General features: G+C 33.9%; 15 protein-coding genes and 1 pseudogene. All 16 read left to right on the top strand.

Going from position 1 to position 13,272, the window contains the following annotated elements; all coding sequences use genetic code 11:
- Positions 1-143 precede the first annotated feature (143 nt).
- The 16 genes and pseudogenes from ACQKII_RS19885 (at position 144) to ACQKII_RS19810 (ending at position 13,218) form a co-directional block, all read left to right on the top strand.
- Entirely contained in the window at positions 144-1,430 is a 1,287-nt protein-coding gene (locus tag ACQKII_RS19885; RefSeq protein WP_427462214.1) for an NtaA/DmoA family FMN-dependent monooxygenase, read from the top strand.
- A 307-nt stretch (positions 1,431-1,737) separates the two neighbouring features.
- Complete coding sequence (locus ACQKII_RS19880) at positions 1,738-2,394, top strand: TetR/AcrR family transcriptional regulator (protein WP_427462213.1); 657 nt, start codon at positions 1,738-1,740, stop codon at positions 2,392-2,394.
- Between the two features lie 48 nt (positions 2,395-2,442).
- Positions 2,443-3,357, top strand: a complete 915-nt coding sequence (locus tag ACQKII_RS19875; RefSeq protein ID WP_427462212.1) for an ABC transporter ATP-binding protein — start codon at positions 2,443-2,445, stop codon at positions 3,355-3,357.
- Between the two features lie 16 nt (positions 3,358-3,373).
- Positions 3,374-4,255 (top strand): ABC transporter ATP-binding protein, encoded by an 882-nt coding sequence (locus tag ACQKII_RS19870; RefSeq protein WP_427462211.1) that lies wholly within the window; start codon positions 3,374-3,376, stop codon positions 4,253-4,255.
- Positions 4,256-4,270: 15 nt separating this feature from the next.
- Positions 4,271-5,056, top strand: a complete 786-nt coding sequence (locus tag ACQKII_RS19865; RefSeq protein ID WP_427462210.1) for an ABC transporter permease subunit — start codon at positions 4,271-4,273, stop codon at positions 5,054-5,056.
- A 94-nt stretch (positions 5,057-5,150) separates the two neighbouring features.
- A complete protein-coding gene (locus ACQKII_RS19860; RefSeq protein ID WP_427462209.1) occupies positions 5,151-6,362 on the top strand; it encodes a YhgE/Pip domain-containing protein in 1,212 nt (403 codons plus the stop codon).
- A 222-nt stretch (positions 6,363-6,584) separates the two neighbouring features.
- Positions 6,585-6,863, top strand: a complete 279-nt coding sequence (locus ACQKII_RS19855; protein ID WP_427462208.1) for an ArsR/SmtB family transcription factor — start codon at positions 6,585-6,587, stop codon at positions 6,861-6,863.
- A 97-nt stretch (positions 6,864-6,960) separates the two neighbouring features.
- Complete coding sequence (locus ACQKII_RS19850) at positions 6,961-7,347, top strand: VOC family protein (protein WP_427462246.1); 387 nt, start codon at positions 6,961-6,963, stop codon at positions 7,345-7,347.
- A 241-nt stretch (positions 7,348-7,588) separates the two neighbouring features.
- Positions 7,589-7,894: pseudogene (locus ACQKII_RS19845) on the top strand (PhzF family phenazine biosynthesis protein); the annotation flags it as partial.
- 233 nt (positions 7,895-8,127) lie between these two features.
- Positions 8,128-8,253, top strand: a complete 126-nt coding sequence (locus ACQKII_RS19840) for a hypothetical protein (protein ID WP_427462207.1) — start codon at positions 8,128-8,130, stop codon at positions 8,251-8,253.
- 170 nt (positions 8,254-8,423) lie between these two features.
- Positions 8,424-9,044: a DUF2306 domain-containing protein gene (locus tag ACQKII_RS19835; protein ID WP_427462206.1), complete on the top strand. Its 621-nt coding sequence runs from the start codon at positions 8,424-8,426 to the stop codon at positions 9,042-9,044.
- A gap of 729 nt (positions 9,045-9,773) precedes the next feature.
- Positions 9,774-10,139 carry a DUF2089 domain-containing protein gene (locus tag ACQKII_RS19830; RefSeq protein ID WP_427462205.1) on the top strand — a complete coding sequence of 122 codons (366 nt, stop codon included), beginning with the start codon at positions 9,774-9,776 and terminating at the stop codon, positions 10,137-10,139.
- A 13-nt stretch (positions 10,140-10,152) separates the two neighbouring features.
- A complete protein-coding gene (locus ACQKII_RS19825) occupies positions 10,153-10,542 on the top strand; it encodes an SHOCT-like domain-containing protein (protein WP_427462204.1) in 390 nt (129 codons plus the stop codon).
- 10 nt (positions 10,543-10,552) lie between these two features.
- Complete coding sequence (locus tag ACQKII_RS19820; RefSeq protein WP_427462203.1) at positions 10,553-10,834, top strand: hypothetical protein; 282 nt, start codon at positions 10,553-10,555, stop codon at positions 10,832-10,834.
- Positions 10,835-11,955: 1,121 nt separating this feature from the next.
- On the top strand, positions 11,956-12,540 hold the full coding sequence (locus ACQKII_RS19815; protein ID WP_427462202.1) for a CGNR zinc finger domain-containing protein: 585 nt from the start codon (positions 11,956-11,958) through the stop codon (positions 12,538-12,540).
- Positions 12,541-12,663: 123 nt separating this feature from the next.
- Positions 12,664-13,218: an HPP family protein gene (locus ACQKII_RS19810; RefSeq protein ID WP_427462201.1), complete on the top strand. Its 555-nt coding sequence runs from the start codon at positions 12,664-12,666 to the stop codon at positions 13,216-13,218.
- Positions 13,219-13,272 lie beyond the last annotated feature (54 nt).

The following is a 13,272-nucleotide window of genomic DNA, read 5'->3' as shown; positions in this document are numbered from 1 at the left end:
ATAACTAGGAGACTAATAAAATTGCCATTAAAGTTGTTAAATAAATCATAATTTTTTAAAATTTCCTTTATTTATTGCAATATTAACAAATAAAATATAATATGATAATGATAATCATTTTCAATTAAAAAGGAGAGAGTTAATTGACGACCAAAAGACATCTTATAATTGGCATGCATTTAGCAGTAAATGGTGAAAATGGCAAGAAAGGCGCGTTTATTGATGAACATATTGCATTTGCACAACGTGCTGAGGCAGCAAAATTAGATTTTGTATTTAAGGCCGATTATTTAATAGCTCATCCGGAGTTAATGGCTAAAACAAAAGGAACAGCAGGGCTAGATCCTAGTTTTTTAATGGCAACAGTAGCAAGAGAGACTAAACAAATTGGCTTAGTAACAACCGTTTCAACATCATTTATTCCACCTTATATTATAGCACGGCAATTACAATCCTTGAATTGGATTAGTGAGGGGCGTTTAGGTTGGAACTTAGTAACATCAATTGATGGGGCATATAATTTTAGCAACGAGTTGATGCCCTCATCAGAAGAGCGTTATGCCAAGGCAACAGAATGTAAGGAAGTTGTACAGCAGCTATGGCATAGTAACCCTTATGAACTATTAGAGACAGACGGTAATTTAGAGAAGATTAATGAGCTTGTGAAGCCCATTAATCATGAGGGACAGTATTTTCATGTAAAAGGTCCATTAAATATTCCTATGCATCCAGCAGGTGATATTCCGCTATTTCAAGCAGGAGCATCGAATACTGGGCGTCAGTTTGCAGCAGCAGTATCGAATGCAGTTTTTGCTGCCACGCCAGCTATTGAAGTAGGTATTGAATTACGTAATGATTTACGCGAGCGCGCTATTATAGCAGGTCGTTCGGCAGATGACATTCGTTTATTACCTGGCTTGTATTTCTTTATTGGTGATACATATGAGGAAGCATTAGAAATGCATCGTAAAGCACATGAACATCTTACAACTGAACGCCGCTACAACGCTTTAGAATCTGTAATAGGCATGGACATTCGTCATTTATCTCTTGTGGATTATGTAACAGCAGCTATGTTGCCACCAGAAGATCAAAAAGTTCGTAGTAAAACGCATGCACAACTTGTGCGCCGTTATATCATTGAAAATGAACCGACTGTTGAAGAATTATTAGCACGCCCAGAAGTAATTGGCTCTGCACATTTGGTCGCAATTGGTACACCACAAGATATTGTGAATCAGATTGTGAATTTTTATGAGAAGGGAGCATTAGATGGCTTTATTGCTGTGCCAGGTGGTCCTGCAAAATCTTTAGATTTATTCTTTAGCGATGTTATACCGATGTTAGTAGAACGTGGTTTATTCCGAGCTGAATATGAAGGGAGCACATTACGTTCACACTTAGGATTAGATACATTATTACTTAATTGATAGAATTGAATAAGGCAAATATGTTGTGAATAAACACATTTGTCTTTTTGTAAGTTTTAATGATGTTAATTGATATTGATAAAGCGACCGTACTTGGCTCTTGTAATCATTCAAAAAATACATATTTTGTTGAATGAATGTATGAGTAAAGACAAATAAACAAAAAATAAGCCTGTTCAAATGAAAATTTGAGCAGGCTTTTAAAATGTTCTATATACGTTAACGTCTATATTGACTTCTTATATATTACTATTTATAATCAAATTAGTGAGTGAGTACTCACTTTTTTAAAAAAGGAGGAATAGAATTGTCTAATCCAATATTCGATGCAATCCTTGCTCAAGGACTTACAAAATGGAAGACGGAAAAGCAGAGAAGTGTTGTTGAGACGTCGATTAAAATGTTTGCTGAAAAAGGTTACGCCAATACATCGACCGCTGAAATTGCAAGGGCAGCAGGGGTATCAGAAGGAACAATTTTTAAGCATTTCGGAACAAAAGATCATTTATTACTTTCGATCATTGTGCCTTTTGTAAACGACTTTTTTCCTGTCATGGTCAAAGAAGTGCTAAACGATACTCTATCAGAAAATACAAAGACTTTTGAGCAATTTTTACGAGATTTATTAAAGAATAGAATTGCTTTTGTTACAGAAAATAAAGAAATATTTCAAGTTTTTATAAAGGAAGTTATTTATAGAGAAGAATTAAAAAGAGAGTTAGTGCCATATTTCAAAAAACTGGTTCCACCGTTATTTACAAATATTGTGGAACAATTCAAAGAAAGTGGAGAGTTGATTGATCTCCCAGCTGATCGAATCTTAAAAACGTTACTCACTTTATTGGGAGGATTTTTTGTTTCACGCTTTTTGCTTATGGAAAACTACATTATAAGTGAAGATGAAATTGAGGATGTTGTTCAATTTGTTATGAATGGATTAAGAAAAAATCAGACTGCTGAGTAAAACGAATTATTTGCATAGAAACTAAATATGAAGGGAGTTTTCATTTATATGGCTGTCATACAGATTGATCATTTAACAAAAGATTATGGTCATAATCGTGGCGTATTCGATGTTTCGTTCAAAGTAGAAAAGGGAGAAGTATACGGGTTTTTAGGACCAAATGGAGCAGGGAAGTCAACGACCATTCGCCATATTATGGGCTTTTCACGTCCACAAGTCGGGCAAATTTTCGTAAATGGAAAGGACAGTTGGAAGAAAGCTAGCGAGATACAGAAGGATCTTGGATACTTACCTGGTGAAATAGCCTTACCGGAATCCCTGACTGGAACAGAGTTTATTGACATGATGGCACAATTACGTGGCATCAAAGATATGAAATATACAAATTATTTAATAGAAAAATTTGAGCTAGAGCCGACTGGTAGCCTGAAGCGTATGTCTCTCGGTATGAAACGGAAACTCGCCATAGTCACTGCTTTTATGCATGATCCTGCGGTTCTAGTTCTTGACGAACCGACTAGCGCTCTCGATCCCATTATGCAAAATGTTTTTATTGAATTTATTAAAGAGGAAAAAGAAAAAGGGAAAACGATATTGCTTTCAAGCCATATCTTCAATGAGATTGACGCTACATGCGACAAAATTTCCATTATTAAAGAGGGAAGACTAATAACTACATTTGTTGCAGATGATTTGCGCCACAATGAGGACAAAACGTTTAAGTTGGAATTCAATACGAAAGAAGTGTTTGAACGTTTTAAGGGCAAGGTACCTTCTCATGAAAAACTAAATATAATCTCTCTAAAACCCCATAAAAACCAAGCTGAAGTTAGTATAAGCGATAAAGATATAAACTATTTTATAGCTTTTATAAGTGATTTCGATTTGAAGTTTTGTTCAGAAATCAAATTTACCCTTGAAGATTATTTTATGAAATTTTATGACCGTAATCCAAACAATTGAGGAGGGGGCAAACAAAGTGCCGTTAATTGAGATAAAAAATATGACCAAAGATTATGGGGAAGGACGGGGTATATTTGATGTCAGTCTCTCAATCGAAAAAGGTGAAGTTTTTGGCTTCGTTGGAACGAATGGAGCAGGTAAGACTACTTTAATCCGTCATATGATGGGATTTTTAAAACCGCAAAGTGGCAGTGCAACCATTAATGGAATGGATTGTTGGAAAGATTCAGCCGAAATAAAAAAAATGATTGGCTACATTCCAGGAGAAATTGCATTTACTGACGCGCCAACAGGAACAGAGTTTCTCAAAAGACAGGCGGAACTGTTAGGGCTGACAGATATGTCTTATGCAGAGTCAATTATTAAAAAGTTACAGCTTGATCCTACTGCAAATTTAAAAAGAATGTCCAAAGGTATGAAACAGAAAACAGCTATTGTTGCCGCTTTGATGGCTGATTCTGATATCTTGATTTTTGACGAGCCGACAACTGGACTGGACCCTCTTATGAGAGAGGTCTTTATAAATATTTTGGATGAACAAAAGGAAAAAGGAAAAACGATTTTCATGTCGAGTCATATGTTTGATGAAGTCGAACATACATGTGATAAAGTTGCGCTCATAAAAGATGGGAAAATTATTTCCGTTAAATCTACAAAAGAGATTAAATACAATGAAAATAAGGTGTATAAAATCGAGTTTACTTCGCATGAGGACTATAAGAAATTTTTAGCTGAGCCATTTGATTTTGCAGATAAACGTGAAAGTCTGAATCAAGTAATACTAAATGTGCATGATAGCCAAATTAATATGTTCTTTAAAACGTTAAAAAATTACAATATTAAGTTCATTTCAGAAATTAAATATACGCTGGAAAAATATTTTAATAGTTTGTATTAAGAGGAGGAGAAATGATTGTTAAGTAAAACTATTTTTAAACAAACATTAAAAGCGAATTTTAAGTTATGGATTATCTTCACAGTAATAACAAGTGTTATGCTTGCTGTGATGATTGCCGTTTTTGAACCAACTACGATATCTGGCGTGACAGATATGATAAAGGATACAGCACTTGGGGATATGCTGAAAAATACGACGTTCCTTGGCATGCTTGCTTCTACTTTCTATTCATTACATGGTGTCCTTCTGCCAGTCATTTTTATCATTATGACTGCAAACAGTCTAATAGCATCACAAGTTGATAGAGGATCAATGGCTTATTTGCTGTCTACACCTATTAAAAGAAGCACTGTTGTCCGTACACAAGCTTTTTATTTGATTGTTGCGCTTATGATGATGTTTGTCGTTGTAACTAGTTTGGGTCTTGCGTCAATTCAAATTTTTCAAAGCGATGTAGATATTAGTATTTCAGATTTTCTTATGCTTAACTTAGGTTTATTTTTATTAATGTTCGCAATTAGTGGCATTTCTTTCTTCTTTTCTTGTTTGTTCAATTTAACAAAGAATTCATTAGCTCTCGGTGCTGGAATACCAATCGCTTTCTTTCTGTTCCACCTAATGGCACAAATAAGTAAGAGTCTTGAAGGGATTAAATATATATCATTGAATACGCTTTTCGATACAGATGCAATTTTAAATGGAGATAGTATAGCAATCCAATTTATTATGCTTATTGGTATAGGTATAGTACTTTATGCACTTGGTATTCGTGTTTTTCAGCAAAAAGATTTACCGCTTTAAAAATTAGTAGCTAAGATTTATTTTTAACTACCGAAATAAATTATCAACAAGTTATTTGATTGTATATTTTAAGTAGGAGAGGGGAAAAGAAGTTATGTTCAAAAACAAATTGGTATGGTTGACACCTATCATTGCCTTGGCAGTTATATTTATCTTTTCACTAACTTTATTTCCATCTGTACAACCTAAACCGAAAAATTTGCCAATTGCAATCGTAAATGAGGATCAAGGAGTAGAAATTCCGAATCAACCAAAATTGAATATGGGAAAAACAATCGTTGAAATGATACAAACTACTTCTGAAACAACGAAGGATGAAGACCCTGCTGTAAAGTGGGTGAAAGTAAAAAATATAGAAGAAGTACAAAAAGGTTTAAATAATCAAAAGTACTATGCAGCATTAGTGATACCTAAAGATTTTAGTGCAAAGCAAGCATCTTTAAGTACACCAGAACCTTCTTCACCTGAAGTACAGATATTTATCAATCAGGGAATGAATACAGCGGCATCAACAATGGCAGGACAAATTCTCAACGGAGTAGTTGATAATATGAACAATAATGTTCGTACGCAACTACTAACAGGATTTGAAGCACAAGGCGTAACATTAACAGTAGAACAGGCATCAACCTTCGTGACACCTATATCAAAAGTTGTCACGAATGTGAATGAAATCGGAGAAAACAGTGCAAACGGCAATGCTCCCGTTTCTTTATTCCAACCATTATGGATGGCTAGTATGGCTAGTGCAGCCATTGTCTTTATTGCCGTAAGCAAAATACCAATTAGTACTCGAAAAGAGAATCTTGCTACAAAGATTAGTCAAATTTTTATAGGGGCAATTACTGCCTTTGTTGTGGGATTTGGAATTACTTGGATAGTAGATGGAATGGTAGGAATCAATATTCCTATGTTTATGGACACAGCCTTATTTTTAACTATTACATCTTTTAGTTTCTTTTTATTAATATCTGCAGTTGTTTCTTGGTTTGGAATTAAGGGGATAGCCATATTTGCCTTAATGCTATTCTTTGGGGGGCCATTACTTGCATTGCCTCCTGAAATGATGTCATCGTTTTACAAAAATTGGATTTATTCTTGGTTACCAATGCGATTTATGGTAGAAGGTCTCCGAGAATTATTCTTCTTTGGCAAAGGATTGACTTGGAACAATCCTGTAGCTGTCCTTACATGGATTGGATTCGTAAGCATGGTAACAATATTAGGGTCTGCTTTAAAAAGAAATACAGCAAAGGAACAAATTACAGAGGAAAAAATTGTAATATTACCCAATTCAAAAAGTTAAAGGTTTAGGTTTTGTGCAGAAGTGATAAAAAATTACGAGTGTGTTGATCCAATCAGGATTAATGCACTTTTTTGTTGAAATTCAGTTTATATTTTTATAATGATTCAAACTACAATTATATGACTATAACTTGTTAAGATTGCATAATACGGTTCCTTTATCACGCAACTCTACAGTTACTTATGTTAGACAAGCAACCGTATAGTTGCATGTAATCGACATATGGATGGGGACAAAGATGTTATATTCAAAGCACTTGGCGACTCGACTCGGCGGCTTATTTTAGATGAACTTTCTGAACGCAACGAGCTAACGTTGTATGAACTTACGGCACGTCTCGTTATGAAATACAACCTTTCCATTTCACGACAGGCAATCGCAAAACATCTTAATACATTGGAAGATGCAGGGCTCGTATTATCAAAACGAAAGGGAAAATATCGGGTACTTCTGTTTAACAGAGAACTACTTAAAAATTTACTGAAAGGATGGGTAGATTAATTTTATAACGTATGACGAATGTATGAGTTTTTCTATTTGTAGCCAGATTGTTAGAAGATAACCACACATCGCCAATATCAAAGGAGGCCAAGACATGATGAAAATCATTATTACTAGTATATTCGTTCAAGATCAAGACAAAGCATTAGAGTTTTATACAAAAACGTTGGACTTTGTAAAAAAGCATGACGTTCCCAGCGGAGCATATAGGTGGATAACGCTTGTTTCTCCTGATGAACAAGACGGTACCGAGCTTTTACTCGAACCTAATGATCACCCTGCTGCCAAAGAGTATCAACAGAAGTTATTTGCTGATGGCATTCCAGTAACAATGTTTGGGGTTGCAAATATTCGTAAAGAGTACAAACGACTAGTAGAAAAAGGCGTAAAGTTTACTATGGAGCCAACAGAAATGGGCGCAATCACACTAGCTATCTTCGATGATACATGCGGAAATCTTATTCAGATGATAGAGCAGAAGTAACGTTTTGACGAAAGAACCTAGTTTCTAAACGACACAAGACCGGTGAAGTGTTATTTCAAAAATTAAACAACTATATGTTAACCCCGTCCTATTATTAGAACGGGGGTTTTACATTTTTAAGGTCAAAAAACAAATGAAATTGTTGTCATTTTACAATGGAAATGTAACATTGTGAGTATGTTCATTTATAATGGGGCGCTTCTTCAAAATGGTCTTTCAAAAAGTTCTTCCTTGAACCTCTAATTTATCCCCCGATTTTGCTAAATTAGCGCAATTTCCAGAAGGACTTGCAGTTTTTGTGACTGCAAAGGGAAGAGCAGTTGATTTTGTATCCAGAGCTTTTTGGCCAAAGTTACAGGTAAACGAAGATCCAGTTTGTGGCTCAGCACATTGTAGCTTAACTCCTTTTTGGGCAAAGCGACTAGGAAAAAACGAAATGATTGCTAAACAGCTTTCTAAACGTGGTGGAACACTATACTGTAAATACTTCGGGGACAGAGTAAAAATTAGTGGTTCTGCTGTTTTATATTCAATTGCAGAACTCTAATTATAACAAAATAGCACTATTTTAAATGATATGTTTTTATCATTCCACGATAAAGGATTGTGAGGGAAGTAAAAGATAAGAATGGTGATAGTAAACTATGAAAACAAGAATCTTTAATCCAAGAAATTTTTTAGCTAGACGCAATCCTGACATTTTTCCTTCCTGCGCAAAATGTCAGTAAGGATAGAAAACACTCTGTTTAACAAAATAAGTATTTAAAAAGGAGATGTAGTATGTTTAAACATGAAATGATTGTACGGTTTAGCCAATACGACTCTTTAGGACATGTAAACAATGCCAATTGTTTGACTTTCATTGAAGAAGCAAGGAATGAACTGTGTGTAAAGGTCGTTGTGTAGGACGTGCAGCACCTTATATTAACTTACTTCCAGTATGGACGATATTATTAGAAGTTCTTTTATTACAAGAGCAGTGGAATCATCACTATTTTTGGGGCTATTTTAGCAAGTTTATAAAATTGCTAAAATAGCGTCAAATTTAATTTATACTATTTGTATGGGGGCTACTTATGAGAAAACAAAAAATACTTGTAATCGGTTTATTTATCATTGCTTTTATGTGGATCATGCATACATTATCGAAAAATTTTATGGTGGATCCCAATTTTGAAAAGTTCCTAAAGAAAAAGGATGAAATCATCTCTAATCCAACAGTTTGGGCTGTCATGTTACGTATACATATTGTTCTAGCTGTCATTGCTTTATTGACAGGACCAGTAGGAATGATGAAAGGTTTACGGAATAAACGATTATTATTTCATCGTTATAATGGTCGAATCTATATCCTCTCAATTGTATTTAACTTTATTCCCGGTATATATGTTTCTCTATTTGCAACAGGGGGATGGCTAAGTACAATCGGATTTTTTATTTTAAATACACTCTGGCTGATAACAACAGTACTCGGTTATAAATTTATTAAAAGAAAAGACATTGTACGACATAGTCAATGGATTACTCGTAGTTTCTTTCTCTCTTTTGCCAATACAATCATTTATATTATTGTGGCAGTTACACATAATGGATTAAATCTTTCCTATGGTTTTGCCTATACAATTGCAGTGTGGCTAAGCTGGATTATTAATTTAACCATAGCGGAAATTGTGATTAAGAAAAAAAGTCTAGCATGATATTACTAATAACTTGAACCTCTCACGACTGAAGTCACGAGTGTTCTCGTCGAAGCCAATGACTTTTTATGAAAATAAGGTAATCTATACTATAATTATGAGCAGTAGTTAACGTTTCCAATGTTAGCTTACTGTTTATTTTTTTAGATTAAATACTGCATATACGGATGTCATTTTAGAATACTTATAGTTCTAATGTAATGGAGGGAAAAAATAAAGTTAGTTAAGTGATTGAACTTGGAAACATTATGGTTTAGTGGAGGATCAAACGCCACTGATGAAGGGTATTTTAGAACAGATTGAGACTTTAACTGGCTGCAATTATTGCGGATCTATTTTGACATCTACTTCACCGAATACTTTAACCATATAGAACAAATAATTAAAAACAAAATTGTTTTTATTTTCACCTTATCTTCACCTCTTATTACTCTTTTTCTTCCTTCTATTATCGTTGAATTGAATATATCCCCATATTAAGTTACTTCTTCACATTGTTAAAAAATACCTGCTTAATTCAAAAAAATGAATATTCTATTTAGTTACATCAAGGAGCAGCAACCTATACTAATAGAGTCTTGAGAAAAAAGACTAACGAAAACGAATAATCAATAATATTAAACAACAAATTAATATTATTGATTTTTTAAATGAAAAAATTAATTTTTTTATTTAAATTTTTGATTTCTTGTTATATAATCGAATCAACTAAAAGAAAGGAATTCCATTATGGCTTATAAAGTAATCACAAATTGTCCTGTCTGCAGTAAAACATTGAAAATTACAAAATTACAGTGCTCCCATTGTCACACTACGATTGAAAATGAGTTTGAATTATCTAAGCTGGCATCCTTATCAAAGGATCAGCTTCATTTTGTGGAAGTATTTTTAACATGCAGAGGGAATATCAAAGAAGTTGAAAAGGAACTGGGGATTTCATATCCAACGGTTCGAGGCAAGTTAACGGACATCATTTCATCCCTTGGATATGCGCAGAAGAAGAAAAATGAAGTAGACGAGAAAAAAGTTGTCACCATGTTGGAAAATGGCGAAATCACACCAGAAGAAGCCATTAAGCTCTTAAAACAGGAATAGGGAGGCATTTATCATGAAAGAGGAAATTACAAGAGTGTTAACAATGGTTCAAGAAGGGAAGATTGATGCAGATAAGGGAGCAGAACTGATTCAAGTATTAAAAGAGAAAGAAGAAACAGGTAGTAAGCTTTTTGAAAAACCGACTAAATATTTAGATAAAACATTAAAAATACGTGTTGTATCAGTCGAAAATGATAACGTCATGGTCAATGTGCCTATAAAACTTGTCAAGGTCGTATTAATGGCTGGACACAGCATCGCAGCGAGTATTCCTCAAGCGGAAAAATACGTGAAAGATATAGACATAAGCCTTATTATTGAAGCAATCGAAAACGAATTAGATGGCCAAATTGTTGATATTAAATCGGCAAACGGGGATACCGTTTCGGTCATCATTGATTAGTGATTTGCTTATGATGCATGTAAAAGTGAAAGCAAAAGACGTTCGGTTTACCATCCCAGTTCCATATGCTATGTTAAATATTGTTATTTCCATTTTATCGTCAAAATTTATTCAGCAAAATGCAAACAAATGGACAAAAGTACACTTCGAAAGAAAAAAACTGGACTTTACGTTTCCACAAATAGACAAAAAAACGCTAAAGCCTATCATCAAAGAACTGAAAAATTACAAGGGGATCGTGCTAGTAGATGTCAAAGCTAAGGACGGTACTGAGGTTAAGGTTAGACTATAATTTATTATAGAATACACCGACCACTGACTGGCATTTTGAAGAAAACGCCTAATTTCTCGCTTACAATACCGAGAAAATTGTAAAAAGACAATAAAGTTATTTTTAAAAGCTCAAACAAGCATAACCCCGTTCTAAATTTAGGACGGGGTTAAAAATATAGTTGTTTAATTTTTAATGTAAAATAGTGTTTAAAGATTTTTTTAGAAGTGAATAGGGAATGAGTTTAAAATAGATGGTCCGAAGAAATTGTTCACAAAAAAAGTTATAAAGAATCTTTCACTAGAGCAACAGCTTCTTTTAATACGGGGGCAAGAGTTGCAGAAAGCAGTTAACATAAGAACAACTATCTGTGGTTCAACTAATGGCACAAGTATGTTAAACAAGCTGGGAATATATGATAAAAATTTAATTGAAATTGGAACTTATATTTATCTCAACCGTATAAAAATAATAAGTTCATTGAAGTTTATTATGAGGGAGTTGATTTGTTTGATATTCTTCGCAGAAGTTTTACGTGCAATTTCAATAGGAGTGCTAATTATTAGTTCCTCTTTTTATTTTCGACATCTGGCAAAAACGAAAAAACAAAGAACACTGTCAAGCTTTGAATTCACAATGTACATAATAATTCAGATTGCTTATGCATTTTTTACAATCAGTTTATTGATTTATATATTTGTAGAGTGATTGTTGCAGGGTGAAAATGAGGCTTCTATGGAAGGGAGTAAAAAAGCCTGACCACCAATATCTTTTTGAGCGCTTTGAAACAACTTGATGTTTCGCCAAAGCATGGTGTTTATATTGGTGACCATCCTGAAAATGAGGGAAAGCAGCCCAAAACGTAGGGATGAAAGGAATATGGAAAAAAGATACCCATATGCTTTAAAAGAGAATAAAGAGAATAAAAAACTACTATTATTTAGTCTTGTAGTACCAATTGCAGTCATAATATATTTTATTATATGTATTTTTGGCTTTGTTACAATAACTCAACTCCCATGAAAGAACTTTATTATCTTTCGTAGCAGAGAAAAATTATTGAGTTGTATTGAAATGAGGTATAATGATTTTGTAACCTATTAATTAATACTTTAATGGTTAGAAGAAAGGAGATTATCTAAATGACTGAAACAAAAAAATTCCCACTTATATCAGGGTATCCTTCTCTTGATTTAGTAAACACGGAACTAGTAAGACGTGGTCAGCGTCAGGATTTATTGTTATCGGAAGAGGATGTTTTGGACTGGCTTTATGTAATTAACCAAGAAAACTTTTTTTGGGATGATAAGCTATACTCAAAGGTTAAGGAGAGAATAGGACAGGTATTATTATGTGTGCTAGAAATTCGTGCCGTTTTAAGAGATAGTTTTGAATCAATAGCAGATGGAGAGACCATTCAAGATGAATTTATCAATTTTTTAGAAAAAAAGATTGATAGAGCACCTTTCACTTATAGATTAATCAATCAAAAACTGACTCCCATTCCTGTTGGAGAGGTAGAGGATGTTCTTCTATCGTTGATTGCTTTTGATGCTTTAACTTTAATTGAAGAAAATAAACTTACCTTCCTCAAACGATGCTCAAATCCGGAATGCGTCCTTTTATTTATTGATGAGAGTGGAAGACGAAAGTGGTGTTCAATGAAAATATGTGGAAATAGAAAAAAAGTAGCCAGATTTCAGCATCGGAAATCTGATGATAGGTAAAGAACCAACTTATTCGAGGAGTTGGTTCTTTTTTTATCCATTTTTAAACTAACCCTTTAAAGTTTATTTGACAGGTTAGTTTGTTTTGTATAAAGTTAAATATAAATAAAGGGAGGGGAAATAATGGATCAGAAAACAGTAGCAAGGAAAGAAGAAACACATTTGTCTAATGTACGTTATTTATCAAAAATGAAGGGAAAAGGGAGGAGTACATTACAGGTAAATGTAAAGGACGCAATAACTGCGCTAATCGGAGGATTTTTAACTATCTTTGCTTTGGTTCTTTTAACAAATATGACATCAGCCAAATGGTTAATGGCTCCATTTGGTGCAAGTTGTGTTCTAGTATTTGGTGTTTGGAACGCGCCATTATCACAACCACGTAATATTATTGGTGGTCATTTTGTTTCAACATTCGTTGGATTAACTGTCTATCATATTTTAGGTGATGAACCTTGGGCGATTGGATTAGCTGTTGGCTTAGCTATTGCGATGATGATGATAACAAAAACGACCCATCCACCAGCAGGGGCAGATCCCCTCATTGTTATGTTTGGCGAGTACAGTTGGAGTTATTTAATCACTCCTGTTGTAATTGGCTCTGTGATGATTGTTCTCTTCGCTTTGTTAATCAATAATTTACGAAGTAATCGGAAATATCCAACTTTTTGGATTTGATTATGAATATTTGAGGAGGTTTTAGGATGGGAAACTACATTTTCAAACAGTTAA

It is taken from the genome of Lysinibacillus sp. NPDC048646, from assembly GCF_050272295.1.
In the GTDB taxonomy this organism is placed as follows: domain Bacteria; phylum Bacillota; class Bacilli; order Bacillales_A; family Planococcaceae; genus Lysinibacillus.
This window is presented reverse-complemented; position numbering and strand designations above follow the sequence as displayed.